This window comes from Lysinibacillus sp. BS3 (assembly GCF_039614735.1).
GTDB classification, from domain to species: Bacteria; Bacillota; Bacilli; order Bacillales_A; family Planococcaceae; genus Lysinibacillus; species Lysinibacillus capsici.
In genome coordinates, this window is sequence record NZ_CP154860.1 from 408,851 (window position 1) to 427,306 (window position 18,456).

Sequence of the window (18,456 nt, forward strand, 5' to 3'; positions counted from 1 at the left end):
ACATGTTTTCACTACTACTTGAATTCGGAGGCGATCCATATGATGAATTTATATGATTCTAGTCTGTTTTTCGATGAAATGTTTGATGGCAATAAGCCAAAGCCTCATTATCGATCTTTTCATCATAAGCTAACCTTTTTTTCGCGGGAGCAACTTGAAGAAAAATACCGACAAGCGCAAGCGAGCTTTCTCAGACAAGGGATTACTTTTACGGTATATGGTGCACAAGATGGAACAGAACGTACCATGCCTTTTGATTGTGTCCCAATTATTATTCCTCAAAGCAAATGGGCCATGATTGAAGCAGGTGTCAAGCAGCGCGTGGAGGCACTCAACAAATTTTTACAGGATGTTTATGGACAGCAAAAGATCTTTCAGGACGGTCTTATTCCGAGGCAGCTTGTTGAAAATAATCCTTATTTCAAACCAACCATGAGAGGACTTCAAGTACCAATTGCGAATCATATATTTTTAGCAGGGATTGATTTAATTCGGGATGAAAAAGGTGATTATCATGTACTCGAAGATAATTTACGCAACCCTTCCGGCATTTCCTATGTCTTTGAAAATCGGGATGTGATGAAGGAAGTATACCCTGAATTTTTCTCCAAGCATACGATTCGACCTCTTGATAAACAAATGGCTTATATGAAAAAAGCACTTCTTGCCCATCGTCCACCTTCCATGCAAGCAGAAAGAGAGCCTAAAGCTGTACTTCTGACAGCAGGCATGTACAATTCTGCGTATTACGATCATGTTTTTTTAGCCCAGCATTTAAACATCCAGCTCGTCGAGGGCCGTGATTTAGTTGTACAGGATTTGAAGGTCTATATGAAAACCATTTATGGCCTACAGCAAATCGATATTATTTATCGGCGGATTGATGATGACTTTCTAGATCCTACTGTCTTTCGTGAGGATTCTTTATTAGGTGTTCCACATTTGATGGCTGCTTATCAAGCAGGTCATGTATCCATCTTGAATGCCGTTGGGAATGGAGTGGCAGATGATAAAGCAATGTATGCCTATGTGCCTGAGATGATTCGCTATTATTTACAGGAAGAACCTATTCTACCGAATGTGAAAACCTATCATCTAGGAGATGACAGTCAGCGTGAATGGGTGCTAGAGCATATACACGAGCTCGTTATTAAAAACGTAGGAGCCTCTGGTGGCTATGACATGTTAATTGGTCCACATGCGAGTAAGGAAGAGATTGCTTTATTTAAGCAAAAAATTGTTGAACAGCCCTATCAATACATTGCACAACCAACGATTAAATTGTCCAGAGCACCTGCCTTCCAGAATGGGCGATTTTATCCTTGCCATGTTGATTTACGTGTCTATGTCATGAAGGGTGAGGATTGCTATGTGTTGCCTGGTGGTTTATCCAGAGTGGCACTACAAGAAGGGTCTCTTGTGGTAAATTCCTCTCAAGGGGGCGGTGCAAAGGATACGTGGATTTTAAAGGAGGAATTGCAGCATGCTAAGTCGAGTAGCCGACGCGTTGTACTGGATGGCACGTTATAGTGAACGTACACAAACAAATGCACATATATTACAGGTACAGCTGTTGAATATGTTGGAGCAATCTGGGCAAGAACATGATTATATTGATCATTGGGAGGCTGTTTTAAATATTTGTGCCTCTAAGGAGGAGTATTTAGCAAATTACACAACGATTCGTGTTAACCCTTTGATTGATTATCTTCTGTTTTCTGAGAAAAATGGCAATGCCCTTCATGCCACATTGCGTGCTATTCGGGAAAATGCACGAGTTACACGTGATAGTATGCCAACGGAACTTTGGGAAATTCAAAATTCCTTTTATTTAACAAAGCAACAGTCCATACTAAAAAGAGAACGACCGATTCCACTCATTGCCCTTCAAGATTTTTTACAGGATGTACGAAAGACTTTATGGATGGAGACAGGGTTAATTGAGGGCTCGATGGATCGCGATCTTCCTTTCTATTTTATGCAGGTCGGCAAATGGCTTGAACGAGCAGAAAAAACCATTCGGATGATCGTGATAATCGTAGAACAACAGAAGCGAACAGGTACGTCACTGTTAGAGGATGATGGTACCTTTTTATTGGATCTTTCCGCAGCAAGAGAATCTTTCATGCGGAAGCATCGCCAGACCAATTTACTAACGGTCATTCGGTATTTAGTCCAAGATGCGCATTTCCCATGTTCTGTGATGTTCTGTGTAAAGAAAATAGAAGAAGCCATAACGGCTATTGAACATGATTCTTTATCCCCACGATTTTTAACGCTTCAGTCGGATATTAGTAGCCTTGTTCTTGCAATCGATCATATCGATTTTTGGCAAATGACTATTGAGGAAACCCTAAAAATGATGGAGGAAAGATTGTCTCAATGTATGGCTTTTAGTGATGCCTTTTCGACAATCTATCATTTATATGAACCCAGCGTACAACCTTGAAAGGAATTCACCACAGCTCCCTTTCAACAGGCAAGTCAGTAAGCAGAAGGAAGCGGACACGATGAAATTTGAAATTCAGCATACAAATATTTTTCAATATGAGTCTGAAGTCGATCAAAGCTTGAATACTATTCGTTTAAAGCCGCGTAGCGATGAGCGTCAGCGATTATTATCTTATCGAATTGCCATAACGCCATCCTCCCTAACCCGTGAGCATACGGATATTTGGGGCAATACTGTTGGTTCCTTTTATATACCAGAGCAACATCAAATACTAGAAATTCATACATCTTCAATTGTAAGTATTCAGCGTGCACCATTTATTCATCGTATTCAATATTCGCCCGAAATGCAGACCATCTTTCACTCACAGCTATTCTATGAGCATTATTTACCGTATTTAAAAGCAACACATTTTACATTTATGACAGAGCAGCAGCTAGAGGAAGTTTATCATGCGATCGGTCATGCTGAAAATCCTGTGCTCTTTTCGCTTAATTTAATGCAGTATTTATATTCTAGCTTTGAGTATGACCCGACAGCGACCAATGTAACTACAATAGCAAGTGAGGCATTTGCATTAAAACGGGGTGTTTGTCAGGATTTCACCCATGTCATGCTTGCTGTTTTACGGGCGAAAGGAATACCAGCTCGCTATGTCAGTGGCTATCTATATGTCGATGAAAACTCAGCCCTCATCGGAGATATCGCTACACATGCCTGGGTAGAAGTCATGATTCCAGGTATTGGCTGGATCGGTCTTGATCCCACAAATAATGTGGAAGTATTAGAAAACCATATTATTTTATGTATTGGACGCGATTATAGTGACATTAGCCCTGTGGAAGGGGTATATACAGGAGGCAAGCATGATTTAACAGTCAAAGTAAATGTCAAAGCATTGAATCATTTATAAAAGGCGTGCAGTAATGGTGATAAATCGCGATTACTGCACGCTTTTATTCTAGGCGCTGCTGTCTTTCTGTTAGCACCCATTTCCGTACATAGCCCATTTCTTGTTGAATGTGCTCCAGCGTTTTTTCCTGTTGAAACGCCCGTTGCATCACAGTATAACGCAAGTCAGTGGCTCTTACATTCTTCCCTATATCTTGTGACATCGTTTGAAAAATGCGTTCAACTGTTTTCGTAGTAATCGGCTTCGCTAAACTCGCCTCGCTTACCCAAACCCATTCCCCTACCTCTTGCTCATGTAAATGGGTCGTCTCTTTTTTATACTGTGTTAGCATGTCCATAAGGATGGGCGAACACTTAATTTCTCGACGGCCATTTCGATTGGCTATAAAAAGGGTCGCTTTCTCTTCATTCAAGTGAGCCCATTTCATGCGGACGAGCTCAGCGGGCTTACAACCCGTTTCCATCAACACTTGAACGATACAGCCATTGCGTCTTGCCAGCCATGCATGCTCCTGCGTTTTAGCATATTGAAAATAGGTTGGCCATACGTTGGCAATTTGCATAACCTGTTTATTTGTCAGTACTTGCAGTGCCTCTTTTTGTCTTTTTTTCGGCTGCAAAATATGCTGATAATCAAAAGGCTCCACCCATTCTCGTAAAAAAATAAACTCTACAAATCCTCGCAATGTCGCTATTTTATGATTAAACGTGTTGATATTATTGTAGGTTTCCTTTAAATAGTCGCAATAGAGCTGTAATAAATTTTTCAATTGATGGTCCACATACAGGTAGTTTTGCTCATGGGCGAATGTTAAAAATTGCTGCCCATCCATATTGTATTGTTTTTTTGTGGCAGCACTTTTTTTCAATGATTGTAGCAGCAATGCGTAGCTATTCCATGCTTCCTTGAGTGTGACCATATTGCCCCTCCTTGATTGCTTTGCGTGTGTTGTTTCTATTTTACTATATTTTGGGTGCGTAGGTTCAAATTCATTTTATACTATTGTAATGTCGGATAATCTGTATTTTCACAACATGAACCCGCTTCTACCATTCAAATGCCCCTTACGTAATGAAGAAACATATGTTCCTAAAGTAGTTTCTCATAATTTTTACTTTCTTACAATAGTAAATTCCGCTCCCCTGTTGTAGTACAATAAATGCTTACTATTCCCTACATTCTTGTATAACAACGCAATTTTATGTGAAAATTCGTATCATTTCGTGTTTATCGTTGATTGTGTTATATAATAAAGATAGACACTAACATGTAGGAGGCTTTCCGATATGCAAGTAAAAACGACTCGACTGGAAGCAGAAGATGCGAAAATTATTTATCAAGAAACAGCTGGGCTAGCGATTATTACGATTCATCGACCACAGGCAAAAAATGCATTAACGGCAAACATGTGGGATCAATTAGCCAAGATTGCCCTACAAGTATTAGATAATCCGAAAAATAAAGTACTGATTTTACGAGGCTCTGGCCAAAGCTTTACAGCAGGCTCTGATATTAAAGAGTTCAATGCCATCTCTCTTGAGCAAGCTGAAGAAGCGTTTGTACATATGGAAAAGACCATTTCAACCATTGAGCGCCTACCGATTCCAACGATTGGCGTCATCAACGGTCCGGCAATGGGCGCTGGCTTGGAATTAGCCTTAGCCTGCGATATCCGCATTGGCTCCGACAAGGCCAAGCTCGGCATTCCTGTCGGTAAATTAGGGATTACTTTAAATAACAAATTTGCGCAGCGTTTAGTTCAGCTCGTCGGCCCTGCCACAACCAAGGATTTAGTCTTTACAGGACGAATGTTTAAAGCAGAGGAAGCTTTCAAGCTTGGGCTGCTTAACTACCTAGTAGCTGAAAAGGATTTAAATAAATACATGATTCGAATGGGCAAGCTTGTTGCAGGGATGTCCCCTGAATCCTTACTTGCCGTGAAGCAATCCGTTCAGGAATGTCTCGATAGTGTGCCAACCTTATGGCAAGGCTCTTCGCCATTTGTGGGCAGTGATTTCGCAGAGGGTTGTCGTGCCTTTGTGGAAAAACGCCAGCCTCAATTTACCCGTCAACCAAAATAAAAAACAGGTACTCTTAACGCCAATGTGCGAGCGGAGTACCTGTTTTTTACGCCTTTTTCTTTTGTATAGCTGTTTTAACATGCACATGAATAGCATCTAATTCATAGCCAAAATGTAGATAAAAATCTTCCTGCACGGCTTGTTGTAATGCCAATAAACGGGCTGCTAATGGATAATCGATTGGTAGCTTCACCTGAATAGTGAGGATAGCTTGAACCTGATCCCCTAACACAAATTGTGCCTGCTCCACCTTTTGTACAATCGCCTGTTGGCTACAGCAGTATGTCAGTAGCTGTACATAAACAGGCTTGCTGATTTCTATATATTCCCGCTGAAAATCAGGACGCACAATCGTCGTTTCCCCGATTTTTTCTCGTTTCGATGAAAAAATCTCCATGCCCTTTTGCACCAATCGTTTAAAGAAATTTTGCTCCACTTGTCTATATGGAATCGGCATAACATGCTTGCCCTGTGTTTGACGGATAAAGCGTGCTTTTTGAATTTCTTTCAATGAACGGACATCTTCTACATTATAATAGTGTTCAATCGGACCCAGCTCTAGCTGCTTGGCAATACTATTCGTCATTTTAGTTGATGTACCTATCAGTAAAATAGATTGTACCTGATGATGAGCTAGCGCCTTTTGGACAGCCTCACGATGAACTGGATCTGTAAAAATGGCACGTCGTACAGCAGTAATTGTATTCTTTTCGAATTTAGCAGAAAGACCTGCCACTCTGACGCCATTCACAATGAGTAATCCATCATCAACAATGGCCTCCACCCCTAATTTATGGGCAAAGGCCAGCGCACTTGTACTTTTGCCTGTGCCGCTTGGTCCACTTAATGAATAAACCTTCAATGCCCTCTTCCCCCTTACAAAATCGTTTTCGCATCTGGTGGTAATGTACGTACATGCTTCAAATAGGCTGACATACGAGCATCATCCTCGTGAGGGTACGAGAACTGGAAGTGATGGGCAACCTCCTTTGCGATGCTTCGAAAGAGTGTACATGCCGCAAACAGGGCATTCCACATGTTAGCATAATCAGCGTCTGCATAGGTTTTTACGTACAATGCCCAATAATTAGCTGGCACATAGTTTTTTAAATACTTTCCCATTTTGCCTGTAGATATCTGAAAATGATGATGCTGACCAATCCACCAATTAAGCATTTGATGTAAGGACTGCCTTGTCGTTTCCTCAAACATTTGCTTGGCATATGGGAGTTCGTCTCGCCAAATGCCCTTGGCTATATTTTGTAAGCACCACCAAAAATCATTGGTACAGCTGGCAAATTGCCCCACAGTCGGTGGACTAATATGATAGCCACAATCTGAAGATGGAGAGATAGATGGCAAAAGCTGATCCTTATCGAGTAAAGGGACTGTCAGCTTGTCTTGTCCATATTCATCCAGCATAGCTTGTGTCGATAATAAGCGAAGGTCAATGCGATGCCCATCCTTTAATAACATTAAATATGTATAGCTATAAGAAAAGTCTTTGTCCAAGCCAAGCCCCTTATCCAATCGATCAGGCTCCTGCACCATCAGCTGCTCACCAAATACTTGAATCCATTTATCATCTTGTAAGAAAGAGGCTATATCTGTTACGACATACACAACATCAAAATCCTGAAACATATCCCTTGGTACTTTCGGATTTGCTCTTGAGCCATTTAGGTAAACAGCACGAATTCTAGTGTCCTGTTGTGCAGTGGCTAGGATTAAATCATACATTTCTTGCTCTGTTCTCATAAGACTCACCCCACCTGAAAAGCTTTATACTCAGTATAATACACTTTCCTCTTTGAAGGAATTTATAGTAGCTTCTCCCAATGGCAGAAAATCTTTTTTCGCTAGTCTATGCACACATCCTCTCCATTATATAAATATTTTCTTTTTTCAGAATATCTGTCCCTTTCTGCGCTTCAGTATGATAAAATGTGAACTACTATTCTGTTATACAACTACAAGGAGTGTACTAGTTTTGAAAATCGTACCATCTAAAAAAATGTCATTATTTACACCAGCAATTTTCGGAGATTTGAAAATTTTTGCTCGAGAGCAGCAAGCAAAGGGCATGACCTTAATTGACTTAAGCTTAGGCAGCCCTGATCTTCCTCCGCATGCCAAAATACGTGAGCATCTTTCCTATCGTGCAGGTTTAGCCGAGTCTTATGGCTATACACTGACTGGCACACAGCGTTTTTATGACGCGGTGAGTCGCTACTATAAGCGTCGTAGTAATGTTGATCTAGATCCCGCGACAGAAATTATTCAAACAATTGGTTCGCAAGAAGGCTTAGTGCATTTACCAATTGCCTTTTGTGATCCAGGAGACATCGTCTTATCCACAAACCCAGCTTATGTAGCGTATGACGCAGGGATTCACTTAGCTGGCGCAACACCTTATTACATGCCTCAAACAGCCGACAACGATTATTTACCTGATTTAGACGCTGTACCAGAAGAAATTGCACAGAAAGCAAAGTTATTGATTTTAAACTTGCCAGGAAATCCTGTACCAGCGATGCCGTCATTAGCGTACTTTGAAAAAGTCATCGCCTTTGCTAAAAAGTATAATATCATCGTCCTCCATGATGCTGCCTATTCAGAGTTCTATTTTACGGGAGATGGCCCTATTAGCTTCCTAGCTGCACCAGGAGCAAAAGAGGTCGGTATGGAGATTAACTCCCTCTCTAAAAGCTTTAGCCTTGCTGGAACACGTATTGCCTATATCGCAGGAAATGCAGAAATGATCGCTGTTATTAAGCAATTAAAATCAAATTTAGATTTTGGTATTTTCGAGCCTATCCAGGATGCGGCTGTCGTAGCACTGGATAACGCAGAGGAAATTACGGAAAGCTTACGTGCTACTTTCTCAGAGCGCCATAAAACGCTGATGAATGGCTTACAAGCTTTAGGCTGGGAAGCCGCACCCTCTGATGGTGGAATGTTCGTATGGGCTAAATATCCCTATGCTATCGATTGCACAGAATTAGCCTTTCAATTGATTGAACAAGTAGGCGTTGTCACAGTTCCAGGAACCGTATTTGGTACAGCTGGACAAGGCTATTTACGTTTAGCATTAGTTCAACCAAAGGAACTTCTGCAAGAAGCCGTGGATCGCTTAGCAAAAGTACAATTATTAGCAAAGCAATAATTAGTCAATGTAAAAACCCTTCTAACATTTTGTTGGAAGGGTTTTTCTATGATGGTTAAATCCATACATCATTTTCAGCGGTAAGCTCTGATTGCTCCTCACCTGTATTCACGACACCCATTGGCTCTACAAGCAGAATTTTACACTCCGAAGCTGCAAAGGGTTTATGTTCCACATTGCGTGGGACAACAAACATCTCTCCTGCACGCAAGCTTACCTGGCCATCTCGGAATTCGATGATTAATTGCCCCTCAAGGACGATAAATACCTCATCCGTATCCTCATGCTTATGCCAAACAAAATCCCCCTGAACTTTGACGAGTTTGAATTGATAATCATTCATTTCAGCAATAACCTTTGGAGACCAATGCTCTTGAAATTTAGCCAGTTTCTCTTGAAAATTAATCGGTATGTATGCCATTTCCTTTTCCCCCTTGCTTTGACTCTACTACTAGAATAGCATAATGCCGTTTTCTACAGCAAAAACCAGCTACTGCGTTGCTAGCAGTAGCTGGTCGTTTATTAGATATCATATTTTTGATGAACGTCATCTTCGTAGCGATTATAGCGCTGCTTAAAGAGCTTGAATAAATGCGTGACAAGTACCTTAAAGATTGCATAGCCCGGAATCCCTAAAATAACGCCTGGGACACCAAATAACGAGCCTGCCGTTAATAGTACAAAGATAATCGTAATCGGGTGAATACTGAGTGATTTCCCCATAATTTGCGGTGAAATGAACTTTCCTTCGATTAACTGAACGATTGTCCATACAATTGCCAGCTTAATCAGCATCAATGGGGATGTAACAAGAGCGATAATGACTGCTGGTGTGATCGCAATAACGGGTCCTAAATAGGGCACCACACTTGTAATCATGGCAAGGAAGCCGAGCAATAAAGCATACTTCATGCCAATAATTAAGAAGCCAATCGTTACCATTGCCCCAATACACATGGATACTAAAATCTGTCCCTGTATGTACGAACTAATTTGCTTGTCCATGTCATGGAAAATGTCAGTTACCTCTTTACGCATACGTGGTGGGCACACTTTCAGCATAAATTTCGGTAATTTTTCGCCCTCTTTTAGTAAATAAAACAGGATGAATGGCACCGTTACAAGTGATAGCACAATACCTGTTAACGTTGAAAGGAAGCCGGTAATACCAGATGCCACACCCTGTGCTACATTGGTCGCCATATCCTTCACTGTTTTTACCATATCCGTTGTGAAGTTATTCAAAACTTCATCAAAATTAAAACTAATTTTATCTAAGTACTCATTAAAACGTGAATGATTTAGGAATTCTACAATGTTTTGTGTAAATGCCATGAAGTACTCTGGGAATTCCTGTGCTAAATTCGTGAACTGATCGCGTAAAAACGGATAGACTAGCACCACAAGTAACGTAATGACACCAATGACCGCAATATAGAGGATTAAAATACCCCATATTCTTGGAATGCGCCATCGTACTAGAATCGCCAGCAATGGGCGTAATAAATAGTAACCAATGACGGCTAGTACCCCTGGTAAAATGACTACTTCAAATAAAACTTGTAGCGGGGTAAAGATAAAGGAAACTTGATTAAACATAAAAATAACACATGCCACCAGTAATAAAATTACCAGTGTAAATAATAGGTTTCTACCACCTAAAAAACGAATAAACTTGGTTGCTAACAGGCTTGAACGCTCTTTTGGTCTCTCTTTTTCCATATATCCACCCCAATCCAAATGCTCTACCTTTATATTACAGGATAATGCTGGTTTTTGCGAAACATCACTCTAGTGAAATACCTAAAAAATCACTTAAAAAGGCTTTGTTTTGCTCCACATCGATGACAATAGAATCGCCCGCATGGCTAAAGTTTTGGAATTGATAGCTACCCTCGATAGGGATGGTTGCTTTCTCAATGTTTACCTTGCCCTTTGATAGCAATTTAAGTACTTGCTGCATTTCCTCAGTAGATGAATAATCTGTTGTGATATAGCCCTGTGCCGCACCAACAAATTTTGGTAAATGCAACATATTCGTAGGCGTTAATAACTCTGTTTTTAATGCCTCAATCACTTTTTGCTGACGTGCAACACGCCCAAAATCTCCTTCTGCATCATGACGGAAACGCGCATAACCTAGTAACTCCTGTCCATTTAAACGATGAACACCTTGCTTTAACTCTACCCCAATATTTTCAGACATGTCCTTTTCAACATCCATTTCCACACCATTTGGCGCTAAAATATCCACTAAGGATTCAAAGTTTTTAAAATCAATTAGTGCATAATGATGAATCGGTAGGCCAAACATATTTGTTAATGTATCCTTTAATAGCTGAACACCGTCTAGGTAGTAAGCTGTATTAAGCTTATAGGATTGATAGCCTGGAATATCCGCGTAAATATCGCGCATAAAGGATACGAGTTTAATGTCGTTGTTTGCTTTATTCCAGGATAATACCATCATTGTATCAGTCCGTGATTTTTCCTCTCCACGTGTATCGACCCCTAAAATCAAATAGTTTTCGATATCCCCTTTGATGCTATCACCAGTAAAATCCTCCTGTGCAACTTTGGTGTCGTTGGCTAGCTCAAGCCCGCTGCGATATTGCATGACCGAATAGCCGACAATCACAATGATACACAATAGTAATAGTGTAAAAAATGCTCTCCCTTTACGTAATCGACGCTTTTTAGGACGTTGGGAGCGTCTCGTATAATCTTGCTCTTCCATAACAACTAACTCCTCTATTTTGATATAGTTAATGTAACGATTGATTAGCTAGAAAGTTTCATTATAAAAAGGATCTATTCCATGTTTTTCTATCTAAACGTTATTTTACACCCATTTGCACAGTTTGGCGTAAAACAATGCTATAATATTTTCACAAAAGAAAGGATGATTCAAATGATAGAAAAAGCGACATTTGCTGGCGGCTGTTTTTGGTGTATGGTCAAGCCATTTGTCGAGTGGGACGGTATACATAAAGTCACTTCAGGCTATATGGGTGGCCACTTAGAAAACCCAACCTATGAAGATGTCAAAAAAGGAACGTCAGGTCATTTAGAAGTAGTCGAAATCGAATTCGACCCTGCTATTTTTAGTTATGAGCAGCTCCTTGATATTTATTGGATGCAAATTGACCCGACGGATGCGTATGGACAGTTCCATGACCGTGGCGAATCCTATACTACAGCAATCTTTACCTATACAGATGAGCAAAAGCAAATCGCAGAGGCCTCGAAAGAAAAGCTTGCCAATAGTGGACGCTTTGATAAACCTATTGTAACCAAAATTCGCGATGCTGAACGCTTTTATCCAGCAGAGGATTATCACCAGGATTATTATAAAAAAGAGACAGCACACTATCAGCAAGACCGTGCCGTTTCTGGGCGTGATACGTTCATTGCGAAGCATTGGGAAAAATAATATAAAAGAGGTGTCTCCAGCTTGTGGGACACCTCTCTTTTATACAATAGCAACAAATTTATTAAACAGAGGCTTCTAAAAACGATTGTAGTGCGTCAAAGAAGCGTTGACCATACTTCTCAAATTTTACTTCGCCTATACCACTCACCTGTCGTAAATCCTCCAGTACAGTTGGTCTCTTATCACATAATTCACGTAACGTTTTATCAGAAAATACAACAAATGGTGGGACCTTTTCCTCGTTGGCAATCTCTTTGCGTAATACCCGTAAGTGTTCAAATAATGGATCATTATCCACCAGCTTCTTCACTGTGACAGCTTCCTTACGCATGACCTGTCGATTGCCAAGCAGCACTTCCTTGCCTTCAGCAGATACATAAATTGTAGGGAATGTACCGTGCTTCACGGCCAGCAAGCCCTCTGCAATTAAAAATTCGATAAAGTTGGAGACATCCTTTGAGGTATATTGTCCTTTTAAAATGCCATAGGTCGATAAACGGGCAAAGCCAAATTCAGCGATCTTTTGATTTTTAGAGCCAATTAGCACCTGTGCCACCATGGTCTTCCCGAATTTTTGTCCCATACGCACAACACAGGCCAGCACCTTTTGCGCATCCTCTGTCACATCTGTCACTGCTCGCCCGTCAATACAGTTACTACAACGCCCACATGGCTCCTCCTCAACTTCTCCAAAATACGCTAAAATCGCATTCTGTAGGCAGCCCTCAGTATGGCAATAATCGACCATTGTTTGTAGTTTAGCTAGCTCCTGTGTAATACGAGCCTCATCCTGTGACTGTTCGATAAGAAAACGCTGTGTTTGAACGTCCCCTGAAGCATACAATAAAATACAAGCACTTGGCAGACCATCTCGACCAGCACGGCCCGCTTCCTGGTAATAGCTCTCCATATTACGAGGCATTTGATAATGCAACACAAAGCGCACATTACTTTTATCAATACCCATACCAAAAGCATTCGTTGCCACCATGATACGTGCCTCATCTTTTAAAAACCGCTCCTGCTCAGCCATTCTTAAATTCTCTGATAGACCTGCATGATATTTCGCAACGTCTTCACCAGAGCGACTCAGCACATCATAAATGGCATCCACAGCTTTTCGAGTAGCTGCATAAATGATGCCCACTTCCTGTTTATTTTGTTGAACATAATTTTTTACATAGCGTTCTTTATTTTCACCAATTAACACCGAAAGTGCCAAATTCTCACGTGAAAAGCCTGTCATGACCGTTGCCTGCTCATCAATCGCTAACAATTGACGAATATCATCACAAACCGTTGGCGTTGCAGTAGCTGTCAGCGCTAAAACAGTGGGTTTTTGGGGCCATAGCGTAAAAAGCTTGTGGATCGAACGATAGCTTGGTCTAAAATCATGCCCCCATTGCGATATACAATGAGCCTCGTCAATCGCAAGTAATGGGACAGATAAATACGACAATGCTTGAAGAAACGTAGTACTTTCCAGTCGTTCAGGTGCAATATAGAGGAGCTTTAAATAACCCGCACTAGCAAGCTGCATGGTTTCATCCACTTCCTGTGCCGTCAGCGTACTATTAATATAGGCTGCTGGAATATTTGCTGTACGTAAAGCCTCCACCTGATCTTGCATCAGTGAAATCAGTGGCGAAATCACGATGGTTAACCCCTCAAGCATTAGCGCTGGAATTTGATAGCAAATGGATTTCCCTCCACCTGTTGGCATGACACAAAGACTTGACTGCCCTCGTAATGTTTGTTCAATAATCTGGGCTTGTCCTTGCCGAAAGGTATCATAGCCAAAATGATGCTGTAGCATTTGTCTAGCTTGCTCCATGCAAAATTCACTCCTTGTTTGTGAGACCAAGTAGCTTGTACTCGCCCTGTTCATTTTTTTCTAACTCATACAACATGTTGGAGTAGGCAAGTGCCTCCTGTCCAGCAGCATTCGTCAGGATATATTCCGTTTTAGCCTGTACGATAAGACGCTGCCCTTCTACGCGAATTGCCTGAATATCCGTGTCTGAGAAATGAATTTTGGCTTGCTTGGAAGCATAATAGGCAACCATACTAGCCAAGGTTTCCTGTATAGCCTCTGTCCCGACAATCGGTTTCAAAACACTTGCATCCTGGGTTGTCACTGCCCCCTTTAAATACTTGTGAAACATATCTAAAAATAGCATAATTTCATCGGTATTATACGCAAATATATTTTCTCCATATTGTTCGATTGCTTGCTGTACAGCTTCTTTATCCCCTTGTTCAATATAGGGGTATAAGTTTTTCGATTGGGAAAGTCGTACACTGGCTGTCATGCCCTCCTCAATCCATTCATCGATGGATGCTTGGAATTCCTTTATAGGCAATATGTATGGCTGCGACGCTCCTTGCTGTTGTCGATTAACATATAATCCGACAATGGCTCCGTTTTCAGCCTCCATGACAGGGCTTCCTAGAGGTATCGATTGTTCCGCTTTTATATAATAAGCCGCTACTTTATCTTGGTATTTTTGAATTGTATAGGGTAAGCCATTCACATAAACAGCCAGTTGATTTAGCTCACCTTCATATAAATTAGGCACTTGCACATCCGCTTGATAGGTTACTCGTAGCAGGGCCATATTATAGGCTGTTGACATGACATGAATAGTCGCTACTACCAGCTTGTCCTGACCAAATTGAACGAGGGCAGTTGGTTTGGATGCCACTAGTGCACCATTCGTTAAAATATACAGTTGATCATCCTGCTGCCTGATAATAATGCCTGCTCCAACACCATGCTCTCCAATCACTTTGACCTCTGGGACAATTTTTTCCTGTTGCTTCGTCACAGCTCCTTCTGATTCTACCTCTGCCTTTTTATTTTGAAACCATCCTGTCCCTATTTGTCTGTCGCAGCCTGCTACAAGAAAAGCTGTCGCTCCTAAAATGAGCACTTTTTTATACATACCTTCACCAAAACTTTCTATTCTACATTCTCTCTTCTCTATCATAATCAAGGACTAGTAATGTTTCAAGTTTACATAATATTATTATTGAATAATTGATATTAGAAAAATGCAGCAACTTCCCTAAAGTCATTTCTTTCTACCCATTAATATTGATGGAAGACAAAATTTGCTGTGAGGATGGAAGGATATTATACCCTCAAAATAATTTTCACATAAAAAGACATGTGCAACCTGACACATGTCTCTTACAATCATTTTTTTCTTAATAGTCCAGTCGTTACTAGAATGCCGAGCATTAATAATACAAAGATCAGATACGTCCATGTATGGTTGCCCGTTAGGTCATAGCAAATGCCTATTAGAGTGGGGATAATGGCACTTACCATAAAGCCACCTGCCAGCACCATAGATGACCAACTGGTGGCCTCCTGATCATTTTTGGCTTCATCAAGAGGCAGCAATAGTCCGATTGGAAATAGCCCGCTTAGCACAATGCCAATTAATAAAACAGCCAGCCATAGGTAAATACCCGCTGTCAGCCAGAGTAGCATAAATCCAATCATGCCGACAAAGCTAAACACTAGTAGCCAGGCCATTCGACTTGGCCATTTTTCCATGAGAATTGGTACCGCCATATTCCCTATCATTTGTACAATAGACATAATTGTTAGCATAGCACTGGATGCCTCTAATGACAGGCCTTTATCCTGCAATAGCGGCGTAAGCCATGACATGATTGAGAAAAAGAGTGATGTTTGTAAACCAAAGTACAGTAAAATTACCCAGGCACGTCTAGATGTCCACGGATTACGGACTTCTTCTGACGTAGTTACTTGTTGGAGCTGCTCGTTGTGTTTGGATGGAATTGCCGCTAGCCAGATAACGAGAGCAATTATAGCAAGGATTGACCACATACCAAGGGCGATTGTCCAGCTATTACTGAAACTCTGATAAAAAGTCACGGTTAAGGCTGCACTTAAAGTAGCCCCTACGCCTATACCGAATGAATAGATACCGACTACTGTCGTAAAACGTTCTGGAAACTTTTTCTTAATATAAGCATTTAGGATAGGACCAATCATTGCAATCGCTAAGCCTGCCGCAAAGCTTGTCACGATGAGCAAGAGATAGCTTGCTTGGAAAAAGCGTAGCCCATTCGCGATTACAAGGATGGCCACTAAAAGGGTGATAGCTGATTTCGTGCCCATTTTTCGCTGAAGCGGGACAGCCAAAGGTGCGAATAATCCCATACAAAAAACGGGGATAGCTGTGAGAAAGCTCATGCTTGTATTCGAGACTTGTAAGGATGTCATGAGGACATTAAAAAGCGGTCCTATTCCCGTGACAGCTGGCCTCATATTAAGAGCGACAAAAAATATACTAATGACCACGAAGGTGAGTGATAATGTCCAATGTTTTTTAACCAATTGTTTGATCCCCTCTGTTATTACGCAGCCTTCATTTATGAAAAGCTTGCATGGATTCCTCTATCCTTTTATCATGTTTTCGATGGTTGGTCAATGATTGGACAGTTTACCTTTACATGGCTAAGGCTTCTTACATATTTTCAGGTGATTCAATACCTAATAAGGCTAATGACTCTTTTAAAACAATAGCAACACTCTGACATAATGCAAGACGGGATGCTTGCTGTTCATCTTCTACTAATATTTTGTACTGTGCATAATATTTATTAAATAAACGTGCCAGTTGTAAGGCATATTTCGCTATTTGGGACGGATCAGCCTGCTCAAAAGCTATAGCTACCGTTTTAGGAAACTGTTCTAGTAATGAAATAATCGGCCAAGCCTGCTCTCCTAAAGATTTGAAGAGCATATCTTGAGTCGGAGCTTTCTTTTTATCTAAAATAGAGCAAATACGTGCATATGTATACTGTACATATGGCCCTGTTTCGCCTTCAAAATTCATCATTTGCTCGATTGAAAATTCAATATCGTTGAGACGATGGGATTTTAAATCATTAAAAATTACCGCTCCAACCCCCACTTGCTTTGCGACTTGCTCTTTGTTAGGTAGAGAAGGGTTTTTCTGCTCCATATTACGCTTTGCAGTCGTTATAGCTTCTGCTAGTACATCTGCTAATAACACCACTTTGCCTTTACGCGTCGACATTTTTTTGCCATCCTTCAGTATCATGCCAAATGACACATGTTGCAGATTCTTTGCCCAAGGATAGCCCATTTTTTCGATGACCTGAAAAAGTTGTTTAAAGTGGAGGGACTGCTCATTGCCAACAACGTAGAACATCTTATGGGGCTGGTAGTGCTGTTGGCGATACAGGGCTGCTGCTAAATCACGCGTCGCATAAAGCGTGGCTCCATCCGTTTTCGTTATTAAACATGGAGGCATCTCCTCCATCTCCACAACATACGCACCTTCTGATTCCACAAGGAGCCCTTTTTCTTTTAATTCTGTTACAACGGACGGCATTTTGTCATTGTAAAAGGCTTCACCTATAAAGGCATCAAAATGAATTCCTAATAGCTCATATATTGTTTGAAATTCTATGAATGACACATCTCGGAACCATTGCCATAATGCCTGCGCCTCTTCATTACCGTCCTCCAATGCTTTAAAGGCGGCACGAGCCTGTTCATTGAGCGTTGGGTCTTGCTCGGCCTCTTCATGAAACTTCACATAAATCTTTAATAACTCCTCTATCGGGGAAGCCGAAATAGCTTGTTTATCACCCCAAAGCTGATAAGCAACAATAAGCTTGCCAAATTGTGTACCCCAGTCCCCTAAATGATTGATACGAATGGCTTGATAGCCATTTTTTTCTGCAATATTTGCTAAGGCATTGCCGATGACTGTTGAACGTAAATGTCCCATCGAGAAAGGCTTGGCGATATTAGGAGAGGAAAAATCCAAGACGACCGTTCCCATCTTTGTTGGCGTAGTACCATATTGTTGCTTGTCGCGCAGAATCTTGCGTAACACCTGTTGCGTCACCTTTTGTTGATCAAGAAAAATATTGACATAGCCACCAACAGCTTGCACACGCTCGATACTGTCATGATTTAATTGACTTGCTATCTGTGCTGCGATACTTTGCGGTGATTTTTTCAACACTTTTGCTAGAGTAAAGCATGGAAAGGCTACGTCCCCTAGCTCCAAGCTTTTGGGTTTTTCTAATAATGACAATATGTCCTCTCCTATTATTTGCTGCTTTAATGTGACTGCTATACTGTCGGCGATTTGTTGATTCATTTTGCTCCTCCTCCTGTTCAAATAAAAAAGCCCTCGCCTCTATAATTAGAGACGAGAGCATGATAATCCCGTGGTACCACTCTAGTTGCCATGTAACATGACCACTTTCCATTGTTAACGAGGTGACGCCCCGCTATTCTCTACTATTTGTTCGAGAATCTTCTCCAAAGTGCGCTTCATTCATGGTTCCTGCATTAGGCTCCCACCGTCCCTAACTCGCTAGCCAGTCATT

Annotated in this window: 16 protein-coding genes and 1 other annotated feature (1 of these 17 running past the window's edge); of the genes, 6 read left to right on the forward strand and 10 right to left on the reverse strand. The window is 41.1% G+C overall.

The window, feature by feature from the left end; translation table 11 throughout:
* Positions 1 to 39: 39 nt before the first annotated feature.
* The 3 genes from AAJG31_RS02095 (at position 40) to AAJG31_RS02105 (ending at position 3,365) form a co-directional block, all read left to right on the forward strand.
* Positions 40 to 1,530 (forward strand): circularly permuted type 2 ATP-grasp protein, encoded by a 1,491-nt coding sequence (locus tag AAJG31_RS02095; RefSeq protein ID WP_257960990.1) that lies wholly within the window; start codon positions 40 to 42, stop codon positions 1,528 to 1,530.
* Positions 1,484 to 2,449 (forward strand): alpha-E domain-containing protein, encoded by a 966-nt coding sequence (locus AAJG31_RS02100; protein ID WP_279495015.1) that lies wholly within the window; start codon positions 1,484 to 1,486, stop codon positions 2,447 to 2,449. Before AAJG31_RS02095 ends, AAJG31_RS02100 begins: the two co-directional genes overlap by 47 nt.
* Before the next feature lie 61 nt (positions 2,450 to 2,510).
* Positions 2,511 to 3,365: a transglutaminase family protein gene (locus tag AAJG31_RS02105; protein WP_048392841.1), complete on the forward strand. Its 855-nt coding sequence runs from the start codon at positions 2,511 to 2,513 to the stop codon at positions 3,363 to 3,365.
* A 43-nt stretch (positions 3,366 to 3,408) separates the two neighbouring features.
* Here the strand turns inward: AAJG31_RS02105 and AAJG31_RS02110 are convergent, their stop codons facing one another.
* On the reverse strand, positions 3,409 to 4,284 hold the full coding sequence (locus AAJG31_RS02110; RefSeq protein WP_279495012.1) for a site-specific integrase: 876 nt from the start codon (positions 4,282 to 4,284) through the stop codon (positions 3,409 to 3,411).
* Between the two features lie 367 nt (positions 4,285 to 4,651).
* On the opposite strand from AAJG31_RS02110, the gene AAJG31_RS02115 reads away from it, so the two are divergent.
* Positions 4,652 to 5,446 carry an enoyl-CoA hydratase/isomerase family protein gene (locus tag AAJG31_RS02115; protein ID WP_066036778.1) on the forward strand — a complete coding sequence of 265 codons (795 nt, stop codon included), beginning with the start codon at positions 4,652 to 4,654 and terminating at the stop codon, positions 5,444 to 5,446.
* Positions 5,447 to 5,492: 46 nt separating this feature from the next.
* On the opposite strand, the gene AAJG31_RS02120 is transcribed toward AAJG31_RS02115, so the two are convergent.
* A complete protein-coding gene (locus tag AAJG31_RS02120) occupies positions 5,493 to 6,308 on the reverse strand; it encodes an ATP-binding protein (RefSeq protein ID WP_279495009.1) in 816 nt (271 codons plus the stop codon).
* 14 nt (positions 6,309 to 6,322) lie between these two features.
* Positions 6,323 to 7,204: an aminoglycoside 6-adenylyltransferase gene (locus tag AAJG31_RS02125; RefSeq protein WP_279495008.1), complete on the reverse strand. Its 882-nt coding sequence runs from the start codon at positions 7,202 to 7,204 to the stop codon at positions 6,323 to 6,325.
* 232 nt (positions 7,205 to 7,436) lie between these two features.
* Here AAJG31_RS02125 and AAJG31_RS02130 point away from each other — a divergent pair, with 232 nt between their 5' ends.
* On the forward strand, positions 7,437 to 8,612 hold the full coding sequence (locus AAJG31_RS02130) for an aminotransferase class I/II-fold pyridoxal phosphate-dependent enzyme (protein WP_279495006.1): 1,176 nt from the start codon (positions 7,437 to 7,439) through the stop codon (positions 8,610 to 8,612).
* 55 nt (positions 8,613 to 8,667) lie between these two features.
* Here the strand turns inward: AAJG31_RS02130 and AAJG31_RS02135 are convergent, their stop codons facing one another.
* The 3 genes from AAJG31_RS02135 to AAJG31_RS02145 all read right to left on the reverse strand — a co-directional run bounded on the left by AAJG31_RS02135 (position 8,668) and on the right by AAJG31_RS02145 (position 11,349).
* The gene (locus AAJG31_RS02135) at positions 8,668 to 9,033 is read right to left on the reverse strand and encodes a cupin domain-containing protein (protein WP_048392856.1); all 366 of its coding nucleotides are present in this window, start codon (positions 9,031 to 9,033) and stop codon (positions 8,668 to 8,670) included.
* A gap of 101 nt (positions 9,034 to 9,134) precedes the next feature.
* On the reverse strand, positions 9,135 to 10,334 hold the full coding sequence (locus AAJG31_RS02140) for an AI-2E family transporter (protein WP_048392857.1): 1,200 nt from the start codon (positions 10,332 to 10,334) through the stop codon (positions 9,135 to 9,137).
* Positions 10,335 to 10,398: 64 nt separating this feature from the next.
* On the reverse strand, positions 10,399 to 11,349 hold the full coding sequence (locus AAJG31_RS02145; RefSeq protein ID WP_048392859.1) for an LCP family protein: 951 nt from the start codon (positions 11,347 to 11,349) through the stop codon (positions 10,399 to 10,401).
* Positions 11,350 to 11,523: 174 nt separating this feature from the next.
* On the opposite strand from AAJG31_RS02145, the gene msrA reads away from it, so the two are divergent.
* Positions 11,524 to 12,045, forward strand: coding sequence for a peptide-methionine (S)-S-oxide reductase MsrA (gene msrA / locus AAJG31_RS02150; protein WP_081011039.1), 522 nt, complete (start codon positions 11,524 to 11,526; stop codon positions 12,043 to 12,045).
* Positions 12,046 to 12,106: 61 nt separating this feature from the next.
* Here the strand turns inward: msrA and recQ are convergent, their stop codons facing one another.
* The 4 genes from recQ to argS all read right to left on the reverse strand — a co-directional run bounded on the left by recQ (position 12,107) and on the right by argS (position 18,224).
* Entirely contained in the window at positions 12,107 to 13,879 is a 1,773-nt protein-coding gene (gene recQ, locus AAJG31_RS02155) for a DNA helicase RecQ (protein WP_279495002.1), read from the reverse strand.
* Positions 13,880 to 13,886: 7 nt separating this feature from the next.
* A complete protein-coding gene (locus tag AAJG31_RS02160) occupies positions 13,887 to 14,990 on the reverse strand; it encodes a hypothetical protein (RefSeq protein WP_279495001.1) in 1,104 nt (367 codons plus the stop codon).
* Between the two features lie 254 nt (positions 14,991 to 15,244).
* Positions 15,245 to 16,420 carry an MFS transporter gene (locus AAJG31_RS02165; RefSeq protein ID WP_279495000.1) on the reverse strand — a complete coding sequence of 392 codons (1,176 nt, stop codon included), beginning with the start codon at positions 16,418 to 16,420 and terminating at the stop codon, positions 15,245 to 15,247.
* A gap of 130 nt (positions 16,421 to 16,550) precedes the next feature.
* Complete coding sequence (argS, locus tag AAJG31_RS02170; protein WP_066036785.1) at positions 16,551 to 18,224, reverse strand: arginine--tRNA ligase; 1,674 nt, start codon at positions 18,222 to 18,224, stop codon at positions 16,551 to 16,553.
* Positions 18,225 to 18,268: 44 nt separating this feature from the next.
* Positions 18,269 to 18,456 (reverse strand) — a binding site (T-box leader); it runs 32 nt beyond the window's last position.

What these genes read in the sequence shown, in the direction of transcription:
- AAJG31_RS02095 (WP_257960990.1), top strand. Translation starts at nt 40, where the DNA reads ATGATGAATTTATATGATTCTAGTCTGTTTTTCGATGAAATGTTTGAT.
- AAJG31_RS02100 (WP_279495015.1), top strand. Translation starts at nt 1,484, where the DNA reads ATGCTAAGTCGAGTAGCCGACGCGTTGTACTGGATGGCACGTTATAGT.
- AAJG31_RS02105 (WP_048392841.1), top strand. Translation starts at nt 2,511, where the DNA reads ATGAAATTTGAAATTCAGCATACAAATATTTTTCAATATGAGTCTGAA.
- AAJG31_RS02110 (WP_279495012.1), bottom strand. Translation starts at nt 4,284, where the DNA reads ATGGTCACACTCAAGGAAGCATGGAATAGCTACGCATTGCTGCTACAA.
- AAJG31_RS02115 (WP_066036778.1), top strand. Translation starts at nt 4,652, where the DNA reads ATGCAAGTAAAAACGACTCGACTGGAAGCAGAAGATGCGAAAATTATT.
- AAJG31_RS02125 (WP_279495008.1), bottom strand. Translation starts at nt 7,204, where the DNA reads ATGAGAACAGAGCAAGAAATGTATGATTTAATCCTAGCCACTGCACAA.
- AAJG31_RS02135 (WP_048392856.1), bottom strand. Translation starts at nt 9,033, where the DNA reads ATGGCATACATACCGATTAATTTTCAAGAGAAACTGGCTAAATTTCAA.
- AAJG31_RS02140 (WP_048392857.1), bottom strand. Translation starts at nt 10,334, where the DNA reads ATGGAAAAAGAGAGACCAAAAGAGCGTTCAAGCCTGTTAGCAACCAAG.
- AAJG31_RS02145 (WP_048392859.1), bottom strand. Translation starts at nt 11,349, where the DNA reads ATGGAAGAGCAAGATTATACGAGACGCTCCCAACGTCCTAAAAAGCGT.
- msrA (WP_081011039.1), top strand. Translation starts at nt 11,524, where the DNA reads ATGATAGAAAAAGCGACATTTGCTGGCGGCTGTTTTTGGTGTATGGTC.
- recQ (WP_279495002.1), bottom strand. Translation starts at nt 13,879, where the DNA reads ATGGAGCAAGCTAGACAAATGCTACAGCATCATTTTGGCTATGATACC.
- AAJG31_RS02160 (WP_279495001.1), bottom strand. Translation starts at nt 14,990, where the DNA reads ATGTATAAAAAAGTGCTCATTTTAGGAGCGACAGCTTTTCTTGTAGCA.
- argS (WP_066036785.1), bottom strand. Translation starts at nt 18,224, where the DNA reads ATGAATCAACAAATCGCCGACAGTATAGCAGTCACATTAAAGCAGCAA.